General features: G+C 72.7%; 20 protein-coding genes and 3 pseudogenes. 6 read left to right on the top strand and 17 right to left on the bottom strand.

Features of this window, described 5'->3' with window-relative positions; genetic code table 11:
• Positions 1–152 precede the first annotated feature (152 nt).
• From era to ABUL08_RS00340, 9 genes and pseudogenes are all read right to left on the bottom strand, one after another.
• The gene (era, locus tag ABUL08_RS00380) at positions 153–1,052 is read right to left on the bottom strand and encodes a GTPase Era (RefSeq protein ID WP_350933601.1); all 900 of its coding nucleotides are present in this window, start codon (positions 1,050–1,052) and stop codon (positions 153–155) included.
• The gene (locus ABUL08_RS00375) at positions 1,049–1,435 is read right to left on the bottom strand and encodes a cytidine deaminase (RefSeq protein ID WP_350933600.1); all 387 of its coding nucleotides are present in this window, start codon (positions 1,433–1,435) and stop codon (positions 1,049–1,051) included. The genes era and ABUL08_RS00375 overlap by 4 nt, the downstream gene beginning before the upstream one ends.
• Entirely contained in the window at positions 1,428–2,837 is a 1,410-nt protein-coding gene (locus ABUL08_RS00370) for a hemolysin family protein (RefSeq protein WP_350938410.1), read from the bottom strand. Before ABUL08_RS00370 ends, ABUL08_RS00375 begins: the two co-directional genes overlap by 8 nt.
• Positions 2,813–3,286: an rRNA maturation RNase YbeY gene (ybeY, locus tag ABUL08_RS00365; protein ID WP_350933599.1), complete on the bottom strand. Its 474-nt coding sequence runs from the start codon at positions 3,284–3,286 to the stop codon at positions 2,813–2,815. The genes ABUL08_RS00370 and ybeY overlap by 25 nt, the downstream gene beginning before the upstream one ends.
• Before the next feature lie 18 nt (positions 3,287–3,304).
• Positions 3,305–3,670: pseudogene (locus tag ABUL08_RS00360) on the bottom strand (PhoH family protein); the annotation flags it as partial.
• Positions 3,671–3,985: 315 nt separating this feature from the next.
• Positions 3,986–4,414: pseudogene (locus ABUL08_RS00355) on the bottom strand (PhoH family protein); the annotation flags it as partial.
• 273 nt (positions 4,415–4,687) lie between these two features.
• A pseudogene (locus ABUL08_RS00350) lies at positions 4,688–5,434 on the bottom strand (PhoH family protein); the annotation flags it as partial.
• 135 nt (positions 5,435–5,569) lie between these two features.
• Positions 5,570–6,916, bottom strand: coding sequence for a serine hydrolase domain-containing protein (locus ABUL08_RS00345; protein ID WP_377521734.1), 1,347 nt, complete (start codon positions 6,914–6,916; stop codon positions 5,570–5,572).
• Between the two features lie 50 nt (positions 6,917–6,966).
• Positions 6,967–7,317: a histidine triad nucleotide-binding protein gene (locus ABUL08_RS00340; RefSeq protein ID WP_350933597.1), complete on the bottom strand. Its 351-nt coding sequence runs from the start codon at positions 7,315–7,317 to the stop codon at positions 6,967–6,969.
• A 91-nt stretch (positions 7,318–7,408) separates the two neighbouring features.
• Between ABUL08_RS00340 and ABUL08_RS00335 the strand changes: the two genes are divergently transcribed.
• The gene (locus tag ABUL08_RS00335) at positions 7,409–8,170 is read left to right on the top strand and encodes an SDR family NAD(P)-dependent oxidoreductase (RefSeq protein ID WP_350933596.1); all 762 of its coding nucleotides are present in this window, start codon (positions 7,409–7,411) and stop codon (positions 8,168–8,170) included.
• Between the two features lie 286 nt (positions 8,171–8,456).
• Here ABUL08_RS00335 and ABUL08_RS00330 read toward each other — a convergent pair whose 3' ends face one another.
• From ABUL08_RS00330 to hrcA, 3 genes are all read right to left on the bottom strand, one after another.
• On the bottom strand, positions 8,457–9,191 hold the full coding sequence (locus tag ABUL08_RS00330) for a 16S rRNA (uracil(1498)-N(3))-methyltransferase (protein WP_350933595.1): 735 nt from the start codon (positions 9,189–9,191) through the stop codon (positions 8,457–8,459).
• A gap of 1 nt (position 9,192) precedes the next feature.
• Entirely contained in the window at positions 9,193–10,338 is a 1,146-nt protein-coding gene (gene dnaJ, locus ABUL08_RS00325; protein WP_350933594.1) for a molecular chaperone DnaJ, read from the bottom strand.
• 73 nt (positions 10,339–10,411) lie between these two features.
• Positions 10,412–11,434 carry a heat-inducible transcriptional repressor HrcA gene (gene hrcA / locus ABUL08_RS00320; protein ID WP_350933592.1) on the bottom strand — a complete coding sequence of 341 codons (1,023 nt, stop codon included), beginning with the start codon at positions 11,432–11,434 and terminating at the stop codon, positions 10,412–10,414.
• Positions 11,435–11,631: 197 nt separating this feature from the next.
• Here hrcA and ABUL08_RS00315 point away from each other — a divergent pair, with 197 nt between their 5' ends.
• Entirely contained in the window at positions 11,632–12,240 is a 609-nt protein-coding gene (locus ABUL08_RS00315) for a DUF4870 domain-containing protein (RefSeq protein ID WP_350933591.1), read from the top strand.
• A gap of 43 nt (positions 12,241–12,283) precedes the next feature.
• On the opposite strand, the gene hemW is transcribed toward ABUL08_RS00315, so the two are convergent.
• Positions 12,284–13,507, bottom strand: a complete 1,224-nt coding sequence (hemW, locus tag ABUL08_RS00310) for a radical SAM family heme chaperone HemW (RefSeq protein ID WP_350933590.1) — start codon at positions 13,505–13,507, stop codon at positions 12,284–12,286.
• 19 nt (positions 13,508–13,526) lie between these two features.
• Here hemW and ABUL08_RS00305 point away from each other — a divergent pair, with 19 nt between their 5' ends.
• Both ABUL08_RS00305 and ABUL08_RS00300 read left to right on the top strand, forming a co-directional pair.
• Entirely contained in the window at positions 13,527–14,336 is an 810-nt protein-coding gene (locus ABUL08_RS00305; RefSeq protein WP_350933589.1) for an enoyl-CoA hydratase-related protein, read from the top strand.
• A gap of 152 nt (positions 14,337–14,488) precedes the next feature.
• The gene (locus ABUL08_RS00300) at positions 14,489–15,352 is read left to right on the top strand and encodes a hypothetical protein (RefSeq protein ID WP_350933587.1); all 864 of its coding nucleotides are present in this window, start codon (positions 14,489–14,491) and stop codon (positions 15,350–15,352) included.
• A 9-nt stretch (positions 15,353–15,361) separates the two neighbouring features.
• On the opposite strand, the gene ABUL08_RS00295 is transcribed toward ABUL08_RS00300, so the two are convergent.
• On the bottom strand, positions 15,362–16,009 hold the full coding sequence (locus ABUL08_RS00295) for an MOSC domain-containing protein (protein WP_350933586.1): 648 nt from the start codon (positions 16,007–16,009) through the stop codon (positions 15,362–15,364).
• 120 nt (positions 16,010–16,129) lie between these two features.
• Between ABUL08_RS00295 and ABUL08_RS00290 the strand changes: the two genes are divergently transcribed.
• Together ABUL08_RS00290 and ABUL08_RS00285 are read left to right on the top strand one after the other, a co-directional pair.
• Positions 16,130–16,609 carry a hypothetical protein gene (locus tag ABUL08_RS00290; protein WP_350933585.1) on the top strand — a complete coding sequence of 160 codons (480 nt, stop codon included), beginning with the start codon at positions 16,130–16,132 and terminating at the stop codon, positions 16,607–16,609.
• The gene (locus ABUL08_RS00285) at positions 16,606–16,923 is read left to right on the top strand and encodes a winged helix-turn-helix domain-containing protein (RefSeq protein WP_350933583.1); all 318 of its coding nucleotides are present in this window, start codon (positions 16,606–16,608) and stop codon (positions 16,921–16,923) included. The genes ABUL08_RS00290 and ABUL08_RS00285 overlap by 4 nt, the downstream gene beginning before the upstream one ends.
• 17 nt (positions 16,924–16,940) lie before the next feature.
• Here ABUL08_RS00285 and ABUL08_RS00280 read toward each other — a convergent pair whose 3' ends face one another.
• From ABUL08_RS00280 to ABUL08_RS00270, 3 genes are read right to left on the bottom strand one after another with little or no spacing between them, the layout of a single operon-like run.
• Positions 16,941–17,771, bottom strand: coding sequence for a carbohydrate ABC transporter permease (locus ABUL08_RS00280; protein ID WP_350933582.1), 831 nt, complete (start codon positions 17,769–17,771; stop codon positions 16,941–16,943).
• Positions 17,768–18,754: a carbohydrate ABC transporter permease gene (locus tag ABUL08_RS00275; RefSeq protein WP_350933581.1), complete on the bottom strand. Its 987-nt coding sequence runs from the start codon at positions 18,752–18,754 to the stop codon at positions 17,768–17,770. Before ABUL08_RS00275 ends, ABUL08_RS00280 begins: the two co-directional genes overlap by 4 nt.
• Positions 18,751–20,043, bottom strand: coding sequence for a sugar ABC transporter substrate-binding protein (locus ABUL08_RS00270; protein WP_350933580.1), 1,293 nt, complete (start codon positions 20,041–20,043; stop codon positions 18,751–18,753). Before ABUL08_RS00270 ends, ABUL08_RS00275 begins: the two co-directional genes overlap by 4 nt.
• Positions 20,044–20,250: the final 207 nt, after the last annotated feature.

The following is a 20,250-nucleotide window of genomic DNA, read 5'->3' as shown; positions in this document are numbered from 1 at the left end:
GGGTCCGGGGGCGGGGGCGAAGTTCCCCTACCCTCCGGGTCGGCCGCGACAAACGAGCAGAGCCCCCGGGCAAACGTGAAAGATCCCATATGCCCGACCGGTCAGGACCATCGACGGCCGCCGGACCGACGGACCGGCGGCCGTCGGGTACGTCAGAAGCCGAGCTTGCGCAACTGCTTCGGGTCCCGCTGCCAGTCCTTCGCCACCCGGACGTGCAGGTCCAGATAGACGCGGGTGCCCAGCAGCTCCTCGATCTGCTTGCGGGCGGTGGTGCCGACCGCCTTGAGCCGGCTGGCCCGGTGCCCGATCACGATGGCCTTCTGGCTGGGCCGCTCGACGTAGAGGTCGGCGTAGATCTTGGTGAGCTGGCCCTCCGCGATCATCTCCTCGACCACCACGGCGATCGAGTGCGGCAGCTCGTCGCGGACCCCCTCCAGGGCCGCCTCCCGGATCAGCTCGGCGCAGAGCACCTGCTCCGGCTCCTCGGTGAGCATGTCGTCCGGATAGAGCTGCGGCGACTCGGGCAGATAGCCGGTCATCACGTCGACCAGGGTGTCCACCTGGTGCCCGGAGACCGCGCTCACCGGCACCACCGCGGCGAACTCACCCAGCTCGCTCACCGCGAGCAGCTGCTCGGCCAGCTTCTTCTTGTCCACCAGGTCGGTCTTGGTCACCACGGCCAGCACGGTGGCCTTCAACTCGGCCAGCTCGCCGGTGATGAACCGGTCACCCCGGCCGATGGGCTCGTCCGCCGGGATGCAGAGGCCGATCACGTCGACCTCGCTCCAGGTGGAGCGGACCAGGTCGTTCAGGCGCTCGCCGAGCAGCGTCCGGGGCCGGTGCAGACCCGGGGTGTCGACGAGGACGAGCTGCGAGTCCGGGCGGTGCAGCACGGCCCGGATGATGTGCCGGGTGGTCTGCGGCTTGTTCGAGGTGATCGCGATCTTCGTACCGACGATCGCGTTGGTGAGCGTCGACTTGCCGGCGTTCGGCCGCCCGACGAAACAGGCGAAACCCGCACGGTACGGCGGACGCGGCGCGGACCCGGTCACTCCACCACCGTGCCGAGGACCGTGCCGTCCGGGGCCGCCACGTGGATCGGCGCGTCCGGCGCCAGGTCACGGACCGCGGCGTGCCCGGACCCGTCCAGCGTCGACGCCTCGGTCACCACCACGGCGGCCTCCAACCGGCTCGCACCGGCCGCCACCGCCGAGGCGACCGCGAGCTGCAGCGCGGTCAGGGTGAGCGAGGGCAGCGCCACGCTGGCCGCGGCGTACGTCCGACCGTCCTGGTCGCGGACCGCCGCGCCCTCCACGGCACCGACCCGGCCGCGCGCGCCCCGGGCCAGGATGACCAGCTTGCCGTCCTCGGCGCTCAGCTCCGCCGGATCGGACGGGGTGGGCCGGGCAGCCGGTACGGCGGGTGACTCAGGCATCGGCGGGTTGCCTCTCCTCGGATCGGTTCTGGTTGCTGCGGGACTCGGCGTGCTCGCCGCGCCCCGGACTGTCCTGCCCGTCGGTCGGCTCGATCCGGCTCACCAGCACGGTGTCGATCCGGTTGCGCCGACCGGTGGTGCCCTCGGCGATCAGCCGCAGGCCGGCCACCTCGGCCTCCGCACCCGGGATCGGCACCCGACCGAGGGACTGGGCGAGCAGACCGCCGACCGTCTCCACCTCGTCGGTAGGGAGTTCGGTGTCGAAGAGCTCGCCCAGATTCTCCACCGGGAGCCGGGCGGTGACCCGTACGGCCCCGTCGTCCAGGCGTTCGACCGGCGGGCGTTCGACATCGTACTCGTCGGTGATCTCGCCGACGATCTCCTCCAGGATGTCCTCGATGGTGACCAGACCGCCGGTGCCGCCGTACTCGTCGACGACGATGACCAGGTGGTTGCGGGCCGCCTGCATCTCCGAGAGCAGGTCGTCGACCGGCTTGGACTCCGGCACGAACGTCGCCGGGCGCATCAGCTCCGCCACCGGCAGCTCCTCGGCCCGCGGATCCCCGCCCCGGGTACGCCGGATCAGGTCCTTCAGGTAGAGCACGCCCAGCACGTCGTCCACGCTCTCCCCGATCACCGGGATGCGGGAGAAGCCGGAGCGCAGGAAGAGCGCCAGCGCCTGGGAGAGCGTCTTGCCCTCCTCTATCCACACCATCTCGGTACGCGGCACCATCACCTCACGGGCGATGGTGTCACCGAGGGCGAAGACCGAATGGATCATCTGCCGCTCGCCGTGCTCCACCACACCGCGCTGCTCGGCCAGGTCGACCAGCTCGCGCAGCTCCACCTGGGTGGCGAACGGCCCCTCCCGGAAGCCGCGCCCCGGGGTGACCGCGTTGCCGATCAGGATCAGCAGCGAGGCGAGCGGGTTGAGCGCCCGACCCAGCCAGCGCACCAGCGGCGCCACCGCCCGGCCGACCGCGTACGCGTGCTGCCGGCCCAGGGTGCGCGGTGCGACACCGACCACCACGAAGCTGACCACGGTCATCGCTCCGGCGGTGACCAGCGCGGCCCGCCAGCCGGCGCCGAAGCTGTCCACCGCGACCAGGGCGACCAGGGTGGTGGCGGTCAGCTCGGCCAGCAGCCGGAGCAGCAGCAGGAGGTTGAGGTGGCGGACCACGTCCCCGGCGACGGCCTGCAGGGCCCGCGCGCCGCGCGCCGAGTCCCGGGCCAGCTCGGCGGCCCGGGCCGGGGAGACGGCGGCCAGCGCCGCCTCGGTCATCGCGATGAGGCCGGCCAGCACCACCAGCCCCGCCGCGAAGACGACGAGCTGGACGTCGGGCAGGCCCGGGGCGGCGCCGGCCGCCAGGGTGCTCATCACCGGGACCGGGTCGACCGCCAGCTGGCCAGCAGTCGGGCCTGGAGCCCGAACATCTCGCGCTCCTCCTCCGGCTCGGCGTGGTCGTAGCCGAGCAGGTGCAGCACGCCGTGCACGGTGAGCAGGTGCAGCTCGTCCGCGGGCGAGTGACCGGCGGTGGCCGCCTGCTTGGCCGCGACCTCCGGGCAGAGCACGATGTCGCCGAGCAGCGCCGGCTCACCGCCGGCCGGGGCGCTCTCGCCCGGGCCGTGGTCGACGCTGCCCTCGTCCATGGGGAAGGCGAGCACGTCGGTCGGGCCGTCGCCACCCATCCAGCGGTGGTTCAGCTCGGTCATGTAGTCGACGTCGACCAGCAGCACGGAGAGCTCGGCGAGGGGGTTGACCCCCATCTCGTCGAGGGCGTGCCGGGCGACGGCGAGCACGGCGTCGGTGTCGACCTCGACACCCGACTCGTTGGCGATCTCGATGGACAACTGTCTTCCTCTGGTGAGTTAGCGGCGCCGGCCGGCCCGGCCGCCCTGGGCGGTCCGCCCGGGTACGGCGTGCACGCTCTGCGCCTGCTGGTTCTCCCGCTCGGCGTCCCAGCGGGCGTACGCGTCGACGATCTCCCCCACCAGCTTGTGGCGGACCACGTCGGAGCTGGAGAGCTGGGCGAAGTGCACGTCCTCGACGCCTGCCAGGATCTCCCGGACCACCCGCAGGCCGCTGGTCGTCCCGCCGGGAAGGTCCACCTGGGTGATGTCGCCGGTCACCACGATCTTGGAGTTGAAGCCGAGCCGGGTGAGGAACATCTTCATCTGCTCGGGCGTCGTGTTCTGCGCCTCGTCCAGGATGATGAACGCGTCGTTGAGCGTGTTGTGCGTCACCAGGAAGTCATCGGTGACGTAGAGCGAGTCCGCCGCCGCGACCTGGATGCACATCGTCTCCCGCACCCCGGCCGGGATGATCGAATCGATGAAGCGCATCGGACGGCCACTGCCGTACTCGTCGTAGAGGCGACGCTTACGGGCCAGCCGGAACGGCGCGACGCCGGCCGGAAGCCGGATCTCCATGACGTAGCAGTTCGCGCGGTACGGCACCGGGCGTCCCTTGGCCAGGCCGGGCTTACGCCCGTCGGCCTCCCGGACCCGCCAGGTGACGACGCCGCCAAGCGACTGGACCAGGTACACCACGTCGTCCCGCAGGCGCGGCGACGTCGTCGAGTACTGCACCCGGCAGGTCCGCCCGGTCTGGGTGACCGGACCCCCGTCGGTGTCCAGCAGTCCTTGCAGCACGGCCAGCCGGACATCGAGGCTGTTGGTCTTGTAGATCTCCGGCACGAACTTGGTGCCCGACGTCGTCCCGGCCAGCTCCAGCTCGCGCAGCACAGCCGTCACCGGATTGGCCACGATCACGCCGCCCCGGCGACCATGGACGTGCCGGAGCACGTAGTCGTAGTCACCCTTGCGAACGAGTTCGATGTCCGGCAGTGCCTCTTCGAGCGCGACGGCCAGCTCCGGATCCGCGGTGGTGAACGCCGGAGTCGTCCGGCACGAGATCGAGCCGTCTCCGAGAAGCAGACCGAGCGCGTACGGGTCGAGCGGGACCTCCTGCGACTCCATCCGCACCGGTGCGACGACCGGGAGTTCGTACCGGCGGGTGTGCCCCCGCCACTCCTTGCCGATCATCTCCCGCGTTTCGAGGGTGCGCCGACGGCCGCGCCGCTTGTCGTCGGGCGTGGCCACGGTCCAGAGGTGCTCACCGCAGGCGATCGTGGACGCGCCGTCCTGGGTGGTGACCCGGTAGGTCTGCTTCGGCCCCTGCGGGTAGATGCCGATCACCGGGGTCGGCGTCCCGTTCGAGCCGATGACCAGGTCACCGATCCGGAGCGAGCCGAACGGCTTGAAACCCTCCGGCGTCAGCACCCGAGCGTCGTACGGCTGCGCCCGCCCCCGCATGTATGCCAGCGGCGCGACCTCGATGGTCCCCGCGGCCATCAGCTTGGGGATGGACTCCGGGTCGAGCATGTCGTGCAGCGCGTCGTAGAGCGGGCGCAGGTACGGGTCGATCTTCTCGTTGAGCGTGCCGGGCAGGAAGCCCAGCCGCTCACCCGCCTCGACCGCCGGCCGGGTCAGGATGATCCGGTTGACCTGCTTGGCCTGGAGCGCCTGGACGGCCTTCGCCATGGCCAGGTAGGTCTTACCCGTACCGGCGGGGCCGATGCCGAAGACGATGGTGTGCGCGTCGATCGCGTCGACGTACTTCTTCTGCCCGAGGGTCTTGGGGCGGATGGTACGGCCGCGCCGGGAGAGGATGTTGAGCGTCAGGACCTCGGCGGGCCGCTCGGCGGTGCCCTGCTCGAGCATGCCGACGGTACGCCGGACGGCGTCAGTGGTCAGGGTCTCGCCTTTCTCGATCAGTTCGATCAGCTCGCTGAAGAGCCGCTCGGCGAGGGCGTTGTCCGCGGGGGCGCCGGTGATGGTGATCTCGTTGCCGCGCACGTGGACGTCACTGTTGACCGAGCGTTCGACGAGTCGCAGGATCTCGTCGCCCGCGCCGAGCAGGTTCACCATGATCTTCGAGTCGGGGACCGTGATCCTGGTCTGCACCCGGGGCGGGCCGGGAGGTGGGGTGCCGGTCATAGGTCGGGCCCGTCGGGCCCTGCGCCACCTGCTCTCGATCTCGGCGCCGGGCCCTGCTGGCGCGGCGGACGGACGTTACGCCCATGCTATCCGGTCAACACCGGGCGCACCTCGCCCATTTCCCCGGCTTGGAGATCAACTACCGGTGCGGAAGTCGTACCCGTCGAAGGTCTCCTGGGCGCGGGTGAAGCGGTAGGTGGCCCAGTGCATCCGGACCACCACGCCCCGCTCGTCGCGGGTCAGCCGGAGCAGCTCGCCGACCTCCCGCCCGGCGACGGTGCGGAACACGTCCGGCCGCTCCGGCAGCGGGGCGAAGACCGCCGGGGGGCGACCCGCCGGATCGTCCGCGCCGCGCGCCCGCAGGGCGCCGTCGTGCCACGAGAAGACGTACTCGAAGCCCTCGCCCCACCAGCGGCCCAGCACGCCGCGCAGGTGGTCGGGGGCCGGCGGGCCGGGTCGCCACGGCGGGACGTCGGCCGGGTCGTGCTCGGCCGCGGCGGCGAGCAGCCGGTGCGGCAGGTCGAAGACCTCGACGCCGGTGCCGGCGGAGCCGAGCACCGCGCAGCCCATCGCGCCCGCCGTGCCGTCCCCGCCGCGGCGGCCGTAGGCCGCGGCCAGGAAGCCCGGCATCGCCCCGTCGTGCCCCACGTGCACCACCCGCTGCCCCTGCGGCACCAGGATCAGGCCGAGCCCGAAGCCGGCCGCCCAGAGCGTCTCGTCGGTGGTGGTCAGCGGCCAGCGCATCTCGTCGAGGGTGGCCGGGGCGAGCACCGCGCCGGTCGGGTCCAGCGCGGCCGGGTCGGCCAGGAAGGCCGCCCAGCGGGCCATGTCGGTCGCCGTGCTCCAGAGCTGCGCGGCCGGGGCCACCGCGCCGAAGTCGGTCGGCGGCTCCGGCCGGGCCTCGTCCGAGTACGCGTCCACCAGGAATCCGGTCGCCGCCCGCTCCCCCGGCGTCGGCGAGGTCCCGGTCAGCCCGAGCGGGACGAGCACCCGCTGCGCCAGCACCTCGGCCCAGGTCCCGCCGCGCAGCCGGGCGACCAGCTCGCCGAGGAGCGCCATGCCCAGGTTGGAGTAGTGGTAGCGCCGCCCGGTGGGCAACACCCGCTCGACCCGGTCCAGGTCGGCCAGGAGCTGCTCCACGCCCGGCGCGCGCAGGGTGTCCCACACGTCGCCGTGCGGCTCCCGCTGCAGGCCCGCGGTGTGCGACAGCAACCGGCGTACGGTCAGCTCGCCGTGCGCCGGCAGGTCCAGGTGCCGTCCGATCGGGTCGTCCAGGTCGAGCAGCCCGTCGTCGCGGCACTGGAGCACCAGCACCGAGGTGAAGGTCTTGGTGACCGAGCCGATCCGGAACACGGTCTCCGGGCCGAGCGGGGTGTCGTTGCCGGTCTGGCCCACGGTGCAGGTCCAGAGCGGTCGGTCGGCCCGGTGCAGGGCGGCGGAGACCGCCGGGATCCGCCCCTGCGCCTGCGCCTGCCGCACCATCCGGCCGAGCCGGTCGTGGATCGTGATCACCAGGGCAGTCTAGGGCGGCGTCAGCGGCAGAGCATCGGGCCGAGCGGCGCACCGCCGAGCAGGTGCGCGTGCACGTGGAAGACCTCCTGGCCGCCGTACGGGCCGGTGTTGAACATCAGCCGGAACCCGTCCACGGTCAGCCCCTCCTCCTCGGCCACGACGGCGGCCGTGGCGAGCAGCTCGCCGGCCAGGCCCGGGTCACCCTGGGCGAGGGTCGCCACGTCGGCGTAGTGCTCCTTCGGGATGACCAGCACGTGGGTGGGCGCCTTGGGGTCGATGTCCCGGAAGGCGAGGGTGGTGGCGGTCTCCCGCACCACGGTGGCCGGGATCTCTCCCGCGACGATCCGGCAGAACAGGCAGTCGGTTCCCATCCGCGCAGTCTAGGAAAGGGCACCCGGTCGACGCCCGCCGCGGGGCGGGCCGCCTGTCGGTGCGGCGTGGCGCTGGGGCAGGATGGCCGCCATGGCGGGACGGGCGGTACTGGTGACGGGGGCCTCGCGCGGCATCGGCAGCGCGGTGGCGAGGGCGTTCGCGGCGGGCGGGGACCGCGTGGCGGTGCACCACCGCGACTCGGCCGAGCTGGCCGAGCGGGTACGCGCCGACCTGCCCGGCGACGGGCACGTGGTGGTCCGCGCCGACCTGGCCGACCCGGAGGCGGTCCGCACGATGGTGGACGCGGCCGCCGAGCAGCTCGGCGGGCTGGACGTGCTGGTGAACAACGCCGGCGTCTACGGGCCCCGGGACCTGCCGCACCCGGTCTTCGGCAACACCTACGAGCAGTGGCGCGAGCAGTGGCGCCTGGTGCTGGAGACCAACCTGACCGGCGCCGCCAACGTGACCTGGTGCGCCGCCCAGCACATGCGCGAGCGGGGTGGCCGGGTCGTCAACGTCTCCTCCCGGGGCGCCTTCCGGGGCGAGCCGGAGCAGCCCGCGTACGGGGCGAGCAAGGCGGGGCTGAACGCGCTCGGCCAGTCGCTGGCGCTGGCCCTGGCCCCGTACGGCATCGCGGTGGCCACGGTCGCCCCCGGCTTCGTCGAGACCGACATGACCACCACCCACCTGACCGGCGAACGCGGCGATGCGATCCGCGCCCAGAGCCCGTTCAACCGGGTGGCCCGCCCGGAGGAGATCGCCGCCGCCGTGCACTGGCTCGCCAGCCCCGAGGCCGAGTGGGCCTCCGGCACCATCGTCGACCTCAACGGCGCCTCCTACCTGCGCAGCTGACCCCGGAAGGGCGCGCACCCACCGGCGGCGCCGAACCCCCTGCCCGGCCCCTTTGCTCTGCAGCCAGATACGCAGCATCGGCCAGTCCGGGGGTGCTGCGTCGGTGGCTGCAGAGCAAAGGACGCACCGAGCGCAGGCCAGGAGCCCGGCCACGAGCCGCGAATCCGCCCACCCGAGCCAGAGATCCGGCCGCGCGGGCCAAGGGCTGACCGAACCCCGAATCTGTCGAGACCCCCGGCCCCTGCCAGGACGCATGGCGACAGCCGCGGAGCCGGACTCGCGCGGGCTACCAGCGGTCGAGGCGGGCGGAGAGGACGCTGAGGGCGGCGACGCCGGCCGTCGAGGTGCGCAGCACCGACGGGCCGAGCCGGACGGGACGGGCACCGGCCTCACGGAACGCGGCGAGTTCCGCCGACGCGATCCCACCCTCGGGGCCGACCACCAGGACGATCTCCCCGGTGGCGGGCAGCTCGGCGGTGGTGAGCCGCTCCTCCGCCTCCTCGTGCAGGACGAACGCGGCGGCCGCCCCGGCGATCCGCCGGACCACCGTCCGGGTGGACTCGTCGGGCGACCCGGCCACCACCGGCAGCCACGCCCGGCGGGCCTGCTTGGCCGCCTCCCGGGCGGTCGCCGCCCACTTCTCCCGCGCCCGTACGCCCCGCTCGCCGCGCCACTGTGCGACCGAGCGGGACGCCGCCCAGGGCACGATCTCGTCCACCCCGACCTCGGTCATCGCCTGCACGGCCAGCTCGCCCCGGTCGCCCTTGGCGATGCCCTGCACCACCACGAGCCGGGGGACGGACGCGTCGACGTACCCCCGGGAGGTGATCCGGAGGTCGAGGGTGCCCCGGCCGGCGGCGGTGACCACGGCGGCGGCCGTGCCACCCCGCCCGTCGGCGAGCAGCAGCTCCTCGCCGACGCGCAGCCGCTGCACGTCGGCGGCGTGGTGCCCCTCGGGACCGTCCAGGGTCAGCGTGTCACCGGTGGGCAGCGCCTCGACCAGGAACAGCGGCGCCGACACCTCAGGGGTGCCCGTTGAAGGCGTCGCGCATCCGGGAGAAGAAGCCGCCCTGCTTGGTCAGCTCGGCGACCTCCTCGCCCCGGGTCTTGGCGAAGTCGCGCAGCATCTTCTCCTGGTCGGCGTCGAGCTTCGTCGGGGTGCGCACGTCCAGGTGGACATAGAGGTCACCCCGGCCGGTGCCGCGCAGGTGCGGCACCCCGCGGGCACGCAGCCGCAGCGTGCTGCCCGGCTGGGTGCCGGCCTTGACGTCGACCGTCTCCTCGCTGTCGAGGGTCTTGATGGTCAGCCGGGTGCCGAGCGCGGCGGCGGTCATCGGCACGGTGACCCGGCAGTGCAGGTCGTCGCCCTTACGGGAGTAGACGTCGTGCGGCCGCTCGTGGATCTCGACGTAGAGGTCGCCGGCCGTGCCGCCGCCCGGGCCCACCTCACCCTGCTGGGCCAGCCGGATCCGCATGCCGTCCTCGACCCCGGCCGGGATCTTGACGGTCAGCGAGCGGCGGGTCCGGACCCGCCCGTCACCGGCGCAGGTCGGGCAGGGGTGCGGGATGGTGGTGCCGTAGCCCTGGCAGACCGTGCAGGGCCGGGCGGAGACCACCTGACCGAGGAAGGTCCGCTGCACCGACTGCACCTCACCCCGGCCGCCGCACGCCTCACAGGTGGCCAGGTGGGTGCCGGCCGCGGTGCCCGCGCCGGAACAGGTGGTGCAGAGCACGGCGGTGTCGACGGTGATCGGCGCCTCGACGCCGAACGCGGTCTCGTGCAGGTCCAGCTCCAGCCGCAGGATCGCGTCCGCGCCCGGACGGGTCCGCGGACGGGGGCCCCGGGCGCCGCCGGCCGCCCCGCCGAAGAAGGCGTCCATGATGTCCTGGAAGCCGACGAACGGCCCCGCCCCACCGGGACCGCCGGGCCCACCGGCACCCCCGCCGCCCGGGGCGAGCGGGTCGCCGCCCAGGTCGACGATCTGCCGCTTCCGGTCGTCCGAGAGAACCTCGTACGCGGCGTTGATGTCCTTGAACTTCTCCTGTGCCTCCGGGTCCGGATTGACATCCGGGTGGAACTGCCGCGCCAGCTTGCGGTAGGCGCGCTTGATCTCGTCGTCGGAGGCCTCCCGGCTCACACCGAGAATGCCGTAGTAGTCCCTGGCCACTGCGTTCCGTGTCCTCATGTTCGTCTCGCGTTGCGCCGGTCGTCGGCCGGAGCCGGCCGTCGGCCCTGACTGGTCAGTTCTGGGCCAGCAGCTCGCCCACGTAGCGTGCCACGGCCCGCACCGTGGCGATGGTGCCGGGGTAGTCCATCCGTGTCGGACCCAACACGCCCAGACCGCCGAGCGCGGTCGAGCCGGGGCCGTATCCGGTGCTGACCACGGAGGCGGCCCGCAGGTTGTCGATCTCGTTCTCGTCGCCGATCAGCACCCGGGTGGTGGTCGACTCCGCCTCACCGATCAGCTTGAGCATCACCACCTCCTCCTCCAGCGCCTCCAGGATCGGACGCAGGGAGCCCTGGAAGTCGAGCAGGCCGCCCCGGGTCAGGTTGGCGGTGCCGGCCAGCGCGATGCGCTCCTCGTGCCGCTCGACGAGCGTCTCCAGCAGCACGGTCGACAGGGTGGTCATCGCCCCGCGCAGGTGCGGCGCGGCCTCGTCGACCAGCGCCTGGACCAGCGGCGGCGTCTCCGACAGCCGGCTGCCGACGAGCTTCTCGTTGACCAGCCGGCGCAGGTCGGTGACGTCTTCGGCGGGGGTCGGCGCGGGCAGCTCGACCAGCCGCTGCTCGACCCGCCCGGTGTCGGCGATCATGACCAGCATCAGCCGGGTGGTGGAGATCGGCACCAGCTCCAGGTGGCGGACCGAGGAGCGGGCCAGCGACGGGTACTGCACGACGGCGACCTGGCGGGTGAGTTGGGCCAGCAGGCGGACCGTGCGGTGCACCACGTCGTCCAGGTCGACGGCGCCGACCAGGAAGCGCTCGATGGCCCGGCGCTCGGCCGGGCTGAGCGGCTTGACCCGGGACAGCCGATCGACGAAGAGCCGGTAGCCGCGGTCGGTGGGCACCCGGCCGGCACTGGTGTGCGGCTGGCGGATGTAGCCCTCCTCCTCCAGCACCGCCATGTCGTTGCGGACGGTCGCCGGGGAGACCCCCAGCTGGTGGCGCTCGACCAGGGCCCTGCTCCCCACCGGTTCCTGGGTGGCGACGTAGTCCTCGACGATCGCGCGCAGCACGGCGAGCTTGCGGTCGTCGAGACCCATCTCCCCACCTCCTGACGCACGCCTGGCACTCGACTGTAGCGAGTGCCAGTCTACGTCGGCGCCCCCACCGACGCGATGATCAGCGACGCACCTCCGGTGCGGCACCCCGGCAGCCGGCGCACCAGAGCCGATCAGCCGGACATCCCGGGCGGTGTCGCTCTGGTGCCGTGTTGCACCCGACCCCTACCGTGACGTCCATGACTGAACCACCTCGCCCGCCCGGAGCGGGGGACCCGGGCGCCCAGCCGGACCCGACCCCGCCGTCGGCACCGTACGGCTCGTCGGAGCCGCCCACCGCACCACTGTCCGGGGCACCGGGCGGCGGTGGCTATCCCCCGCCCGGTGGCTATCCGCCGCCCGGCGGTCAGCCGCCGTCGGGTGGCTACCCCCCGCCGGGCGGCTACCCGCCGCCGGGCGCCGGCTACCCCACCGGCGGGGCGTACGGCGCCCCCACCGGCGGCTACGCCAACAACGACGACAAGACCTGGGCGCTGGTCGCGCACTTCGGCGGGGCCGCCGGCGCGCTGATCAGCTTCGGTCCGCTGGGCTTCGTCGCCCCGCTCGTCGCCTACCTGGCCCGCGGTCAGCAGTCGCCGACCGTCCGGGCGCACGCCCTGGCCGCGCTGAACTTCCAGATCCTCTGGTCGATCATCGCGTTCGTGCTGCTCTTCGTGAGCTGGTGCCTGCTCTTCCTGCCCAGCATCGCGGTCGTGGTGATCCAGATCCTGTTCGGGATCATCGCCGGCATGAAGGCCAACGAGGGTCAGCCCTACCGCTACCCGATGTCCGCCAGCTTCATCAAGTGACCCCGACCCGGCCGGCCCACGGGTCGGCCGGGTCCTCCGCTGGTCAGGGCAGCAGGTCGCGGACCACCGCGTCGGCCAGCAGCCGCCCGCGCAGGGTGAGCACCGCCCGCCCCGCCGCGTACTCCGGCGGGGCCAGCAGGCCGTCGGCCAGGGCCCGCGCGGCGGCGGCCCGCCCGGCGTCGTCCAGCACCGCGAGCGGCAGGCCCGACGCGAGCCGCAGCCGCAGCATCACGTCCTCCATGTGCGCCTCGTCGGGCGTGAGCAGCTCCCGGGCCAGGCCGGGTGACTCCCCCGCCGCCAGGCGCTTCGCGTACGCGGTGGGGTGCTTGACGTTCCACCAGCGGACCCCGCCGACGTGGCTGTGCGCCCCCGGCCCGAGGCCCCACCAGTCCGCGCCCGTCCAGTAGAGCAGGTTGTGCCGGCACCGGGCCGCCTCGGAACGGGCCCAGTTGGAGACCTCGTACCAGGAGAAGCCGGCCGCGTCGAGGGCGGCCTCCGCGGCCAGGTAACGGTCCGCCGCCACGTCGTCGGAGGGGTATGGCAGCTCGCCGCGCCGCATCCGCGCCGCCAGCCGGGTGCCGTCCTCCACGATCAGGGCGTACGCGCTGACGTGGTCCACGCCCGCCGCCACCACCTGGTCCAGCGAGGCGGCGAAGTCGTCGGCGCTCTCCCCCGGCGTGCCGTAGATCAGGTCCAGGTTGACGTGGTCGAACCCGGCCTCCCGGGCCTCCCGGGCGGCGGCGGTGGCCCGGCCGGCGCTGTGCCTGCGGTCCAGGATCGCCAGCACTCCCGGCGCGGCGGACTGCATGCCCAGCGAGATCCGGTTGTAGCCGGCCTTCCGCAGCGTGCGCAGCGAGTCGGGGGTGACCGACTCGGGGTTGGCCTCGGTGGTCACCTCGGCGTCGGCGGCCAGCCCCCAGGTGCGGTCGATCCCGTCCAGGATGCGGGCCAGGTCGTCGGCGGGGAGCAGGGTCGGCGTGCCACCGCCCACGAAGACGGTGTCCACCCGGCGCGGCGGGGCGTCGCCGAGCACCCGGCGGGCCAGCGCCAGCTCGGCGAGCACCGTGTCGGCGTACGACTCGCGGTCGGCACCGCCGCCCAGCTCGGCCGCCGTGTAGGTGTTGAAGTCGCAGTAGCCGCAGCGGCTGGCGCAGAACGGCACGTGGACGTACACGCCGAAGCCGCGCGCGCCGACCGAGGTCAGGGCGGCGGCGGGCAGTGAGCCGTCGGCGGGGACGGTCTCGCCATCTGGAAGGACGCCGGGCATGGCCACTAGTGTGCCCGGCATGACCTCTCCGGACGCTCTCGTGCGGGTCGCCACGGCCCGTGGGGTGACCACCCTCACCCTGGACAGCCCGCACAACCGCAACGCGCTCTCCACGCCGCTGATGACCGAGCTGCTGGCCGGGCTGGCCGCCGCGGTCGCCGACGACACCGTCCGGGCGGTCGTGCTGGACCACACCGGTCCGGTCTTCTGCTCCGGCGCCGACCTGAAGGAGACGGCCGCCGCGTACGCCAGCGGGACCGTGCCGGCCGGCATGCTCGGCGACGTCCTGGCGGCGGTGTGGGAGTGCCCGAAGCCGGTGCTGGCGAAGGTGGCCGGACCGGCCCGGGCCGGCGGACTGGGCCTGATCGCGGCGGCCGACCTGGCGGTCTGCGCGCAGGAGGCGACGTTCGCCTTCACCGAGGTCCGGATCGGGGTGATCCCGGCGGTCATCTCGGCGACGGTGCTGCCCCGGCTGCACCCGCGGGCCGCCGCCGAGCTCTATCTGACCGGGGACACCTTCGACGGCCGGCGGGCCGCCGAGATCGGCCTGGTCACCGCGGCGGTGCCGGCCGACGAGCTGGACGCCGCCGTGGCCCGGTACTGCGACTCCCTGGTCCGCGGCGCGCCGGGGGCGCTGACCGGGGCCAAGGAGCTGCTGCGCCGGCCGGCCGCCACCGACCTGCGCGCCGAGATCGCCGAGTTGGCGACGCTCTCCACCGGGTACTTCCTCTCGGACGAGGGTCGCGAGGGTGTCCTGGCCTTCCGGGAGAAGCGACCCGCGCGATGGGTGGCCGCTCTGGACGGGGGGCGGGCAGCGGGGGCGAGCTAGGTGCGCGGGAAACCGGCCTCGGGCGCGAGCTGGGCGCATCGCCCTGCCCAAGGGCGCACTGTGGTGAGGTGGTGACGCAGCGGGAGGGGGCCGGTCGGACGACCCGGACGGTGTCTCGGGGGACGTACTCTTGGCGGACGGTCGAACAGGGGGTGTCGGTGCGAAGTCGGGCAGTCGTGGCAGCCGGTGTGACGGTGGCGGTCGTGGCCCTGCTCGGGGTCTGGATCGTGGTGCGGCAGTTCGGGCACCACCTCACCCTGCCGCTGGCCAGTCGTACCTGCACCGTGCAGGCGGACGGCCGGGTGGTGCTCGGCGCCGACCAGATGGCCAACGCGGCGACCATCGCGGCGATCGGCATCCAACGAAAGATGCCCGAGCAGGCCGTCGTCGTGGCGCTGGCCACCGCCTACCAGGAGTCGCACCTGAAGAACATCGGCCACGGCGACCGGGACTCGGTGGGACTGTTCCAGCAGCGCCCGAGCCAGGGCTGGGGCACCGCCGAGCAGATCCAGGACCCGCGCTACGCGGCGGACCGGTTCTATGCCGCGTTGAAGAAGGTCAAGGGCTGGCAGGGGATGCGGGTCACCGAGGCCGCCCAGCGGGTGCAGCGGTCGGCCTACCCCGAGGCGTACCAGAAGTGGGCCGACGAGTCGCAGGTGCTGACCCGGGCGCTGCTGGGCGACGCGACCGGCGCGGTGGCCTGCACGGTCGGCCCGACGCCGACGATGCGGGGCGCGGCGGCCGCCGCCGCGCTGACCCGTGGTCTCACCCTGGACTGGGGGCTGCCCGGTGTCACCTCCCCCACGGACCTCACCGGGCTGGCCGTGCCCGCGCCGGACGCCCGCAACGGCTGGCGGTACGCCCACTGGCTGGTCTCGCACGCCGACGACCACGGGGTGAAGCGGGTTCGCTTCGGTGACCTCCAGTGGACCGCCGACCGGGGCACCTGGAGCAAGGTCGGCGACGACCCGGCCAGCGCCGGTCAGGTCCTGGCCGAGGTCTTCGCCGACGTCTAGGCCGTCCGGCTAAAGCGCGCGGTCGGCGACGAGCCGGCGGCGGACCTTCTCCCGGATCGGTTCGGGCAGCTCCGGGACGTCCAGCAGCCGGGGCAGCAGTTCCGGCTCCAGGGTGGTCGCCCGGAACACCTCCCCGATGGTCACCCCGTGCGCGGGACGGTCCACCACCTCGACCGGGTCGCCGGCGGCGACCTCGCCGTCGCGCAGCACCCGCAGGTAGGCCCCGGGCGCGGCCCGGACGGTGAACCGCTTGATCAGGTCGGGCATGTCCCAGAAGCCGGCGAACGTCCGGCAGGGCGTGCGCGGCTTGGTGACCTCGAGCAGGGCCGAGCCGATCGCCCACTGCTCGCCGATCACCGCCCCGGTGACGTCGACCGCCCAGGTGGTGAGGTTCTCGCCGAAGGCACCGGGCCGGATCTCCCGGCCGAGGTCGGCCGCCCACCAGCCGGCGTCCTCCTCGGCGTAGGCGTAGACGGCCTGGTCGGCGCCGCCGTGGTGGGCCCGCTCGCCGATGAAGTCACCGGCCACCCCGTCGGCCCGCAGCAGCACCGGGCCGTCGACCGGCCGCTTGTCGATGCCCGTACGGCCGCTCGCGTCGCCCGCCCACTCCGCCTCGGTCACCGCGCCGAGGTTCACCGTCACCAGCCTGCCCGCCATGGCGCTCAGCCTAACGGGGCCGTCGAGCGAATTCTGCCCTGGAAAGCACTTGCCCCACAGGAAAGTCAGCGGGTACTTTCCAAGTGGGAAAGTACTCACCCAGCCCTCAAGGAGGATGCCATGTCCGAGCCGGCCGTCTCCCCCGCCGCTGCCGCGGCGGCGCTCACCGAGCTGCACGCCCGCCGCGACCAGGCGGTCACCGCCACCCTCGTGCCCAGCTGGTACTGGGCGGCGGTCGGCGGCCTCATGGTCGCCTTCACCGCCGCCGTCGAGACGCACCGTCCGTGGGTGGTCGCCGTCGGCTCCGTCGGGTACGCCGTCGCCCTCGGCGCGCTGATCGTCGTGGTGGTGCGGCGGCACCGCGCGCAGGTACGCACCTCGCTGCTCGGCGCGCGCGGGGCGGTCGCCATCGTCGGCTTCGTGTTCGCCCTGGTCGGCCTCGGGCTGGCCACCGGCTTCGCCGCCGAGGCGCTCGACGTGCGCTGGCCGGCGACCACCGGCGCCGCGATCACCGGGATCACCATGGCGCTGACCGGCCCCCGGCTGATGCGCCACCTTCGCGGCGTGATGACCGCCCGGCCGATCGGCGGCGGCCGATGACCGCACCCCGGTTCGACGAGCTGATCCACGCGCCGACCCGGCTGTCGCTGGTGGGCCTGCTCGCCGCCACCGAGTGGGCCGAGTTCCGCTATCTGCGCGACGAGCTCGGGCTCTCCGACTCGGCGCTGTCTAAGCAGCTCAGCGTCCTGGAGCAGGCCGGCTACGTCGAGGTGCACAAGGGCTTCGTGGGCAAGCGGGCGCGCACCTCGGTCAAGCTGAGCCGGCACGGACGCGGCGCGTTCGACGGCCACGTCGCCGCGCTCCAGGAGATCGTCGCCCGGGCCGGCGCGACCCTGGCCCCGCCCGGGGCCTGACGACGGCCGGGGCCCGGTCAGCCCTTGACCGCGCCCGCGACCAGCCCGGAGACCATCCGTCGTTGGACCAGCAGGAAGAAGACGATCACCGGGAGGGTGAAGAGCGTGGACGCCGCCATCACCGACCCCCAGGCCGTGTCGTCCCGGCCGAAGAAGAACGTCATCGCCACCGGCAGGGTGTAGCGGCTCTGGTCGTTGACGAAGGTCAGCGCGAAGATCAGCTCGTTCCAGGCGGTGATGAAGGAGAAGATGCTGGTGGCGACCAGACCGGGCGCGACCAGCGGGAAGAGGATCCGCCGGAAGGTCTGCGCCCGGCTCGCGCCGTCGATCGCCGCCGCCTCCTCCAGCTCCTTCGGCACCGCGGCGACGAAGCCGCGCAGCATCCACACCGCGAACGGCAGCGAGAAGCCGAGGTACGTCAGGATCAGGCTGGGCAGGGTGTTGTAGAGCCCGAGCCGCTGGATCATCAGGAAGAGCGGGATGACCAGCGCCTCCAGCGGGATCATCTGCACCACCAGCAGCAGGATCAGGAAGGTGGTCCGCAGCCGGAACCGGAAGCGGGCCACCGCCGTCGCGGCGAGCAGCGCCACCAGGCCGCTGAGCAGCACCGTCGACACCGCCACCAGGACACTGTTGAGGAAGAAGTCGACGAACGTCACGCCCGGGATCAGGTTGCCGGTGAGGATCTCCCGGTAGTGCTCCAGGGTGGGTTCGGCCGGGACCGGGCGCGGTGTGCTGGAGAAGATCTCCCGGTTGGGCTTCAGCGAGGTGGCGACCATCCAGTAGACCGGGAAGGCCGCGAAGAGCGCGACCAGCACACCCGCGCCGTTGAGGGCGAACTTCTTCACGACTCGTCCTCCTGCCGCAGCACCATGCGGACGTAGACACCGGTCACCACGAGCAGGATCAGGGTGAGGATCACCGCGATCGAGGCACCGAGGCCGTACTTGGGCGGCGGCGAGAACGCCTCCGCGTACGAGTAGATGGAGAGCATGAAGGTCGAGCGGTCCTGGGTGCCGCCGGCCAGCACGAACTGCTGGGTGAAGACCTTGAAGTCCCAGATCGTGGAGAGCACCACCAGGATGCCGAAGACCGGCCGCAGCATCGGGAAGGTCACCGACCAGAAGACCCGCCACGGGCCGGCGCCGTCGACCCGGGCCGCCTCCTGGAGTTCGCTCGGCACGCTCTTGAGCCCGGCCAGCACGCTGACCGCGATGAACGGGAACGAGTGCCAGACCACCACCAGGGTCAGGATCGAGAAGAAGAGCAGCGGGTCGTTGAACCAGCCGTAGCCGGTCCAGTCGCTGCGCCCGAAGAGGCTGGTGGAGAGGCCGTCGGGGAGCTTGTTGAACAGCCAGGTGACCAGGCCACTGGTGTCGTCGAAGATCCACTTCCAGACGATGGTGCCGGTCAGCGCCGGGGTGGCCCAGGCCAGCATGACGCAGCTCGCGACGAAGGTGGCCATCCGCTTGCCGAGCCGGTTGAGCAGCAGCCCGACCAGGGTGCCGAGGATCATCGTCAGCACCACGTTGGCCGCGGCGAAGAGGACGGTGTTGCGCAGCACCGTACGGAAGAACGGGTCGCCGAGGATCTGGGCGTAGTTGTCCAGGCCCACCCACGGCCACTCGCGGTCGCCGCGCAGCTGCCGGACGCTGTTGAGCTTGTAGAACGACATGCCCACGACCTCGCCGAGCGGCCAGAGCAGCAGCACGCCGATGATCGCGAGACAGGGCAGCAGGAGCAGGTACGGGAGGCGGTCGACGCGGGGCCGCCGCCGCGCGGGGGTCTCCCGCGCGGCGGCCGTCCCGGTGCTCTCGGTCAGGACGCTCACTTTGCGTTGAGGATGCTTTCCATCTCGGCGGCAGCGTCGGCGGTGGCCTTCTCGACCGTCTTCTGCCCCTTGATCACCGAACTGTTCATCGCCTGGGTCACCGTCTTGGTCCGGCTCACCTCGACCCACTTCGGGGTCAGCGGGGTCAGCTTGGTGTTCTGCATGCTGGTGGCGAAGGCGGCCATCACCTTGTCGTTGGCGTAGTTACCGCCGCTGACCAGGTCCTGATAGACCGGGAAGAAGTTCAGGCTGCTGGCGAACTCCTGGTCCTTCTGCTTGCTCAGCAGCACGGTCAGGTAGTCCCAGGCCAGGTCCTGCCGCTTGCTGTCCTTCCAGAGCGCGATGTCGGAGCCGCCGGCGAAGGCCGGGGCCGGCTTGCCGTCCGGGCCGGGGATCGGGAACGTGCCCCACACCTTCTCGATGTCGGGGTTGTCCTTCTTCATCGCGCCGCCCTGCCAGCTGCCGGCGAAGGCCATCGCGGCCTTGCCGGTGGCGAACTGGGTACGGGCGTCGACCTCGTTCCAGCCGGCGGCGGCCGGCGGGGCGACCTTGTGCACGGTCACCAGGTCGGTCCAGAACTTGACGGCCTTCTGGGCCTCCGGCGTGTTGTAGCCGGACTTCCAGGTGTCGCCGTCCTTGGTGGCGATCTCCGCGCCGGCGCCCCAGAGGAACGAGTAGAACGGCAGCTCGGAGTTGCCGGGCAGCGCGATGCCGTAGGTGCCCGGCTTCTTCGCCTGGACGGTCTTCGCGGCGGTGACCAGCTCGTCCCAGCTCGTCGGCGGCTTCACGCCCGCCTCGGCGAACCAGTCGGTGCGGTAGTAGATGGCCCGCACGCCGGCGTACCACGGGACGCCGTACTGCTTGCCGTCCAGCTGGGCGTTCTTCACCAGGCCGGGGAGGATGTCCTTCCCCTCGGACCAGCCGTTGAACTTGCCGGTCACGTCGGCGAGCGCGTCCTGCGCCGCCCAGCCCTGGGTCTCGGTGTTGCCCAGCTCGGTCACGTCCGGCCCCTCGCCACCGGCGAGCGCCGCCTGGAACTTCTTCGGCGCCTCGAGCCAGGGGATGTACTGGACGACCACGTCGGTCTCCGGGTGCTTCTTCTTGAACTCGGACTCGACGCCGTCGAGGAACTTCGTCTGGGCGTCGCCCCCCTCGCCCATCATCCAGACCGTCAGCTTGCTGTTGTCGGCGGCCTTGTCGTCGTCACCGGAGCCACCGCAACCAGCGAGCACCATCGCGGCCGAGGCCACGACGGCGGTGACCGGAGCCAGCCGCTTCCACCTGTTCACGCCATATCTCCCTCGCGCGGTTTGGCATTAACCTTCTCCGCCGCACCCTAGTAGGAAAGATTCCTTTACGACAGGGGGTGGCCGCGACGACGAGGCGAGGCGACCGTATCGCAGCCGGCGGGGGCCCGGGCAAGCCTGCGGTACGGCAGGTCGAGGGGCCCGGGGAACGACACGACGCGGGCGCCCGACCCTGAGGTCGGACGCCCG

Origin of the sequence: Micromonospora sp. CCTCC AA 2012012 (assembly GCF_040499845.1) — a bacterium.
Taxonomy (GTDB): domain Bacteria; phylum Actinomycetota; class Actinomycetes; order Mycobacteriales; family Micromonosporaceae; genus Micromonospora; species Micromonospora mangrovi.
This window is presented reverse-complemented; position numbering and strand designations above follow the sequence as displayed.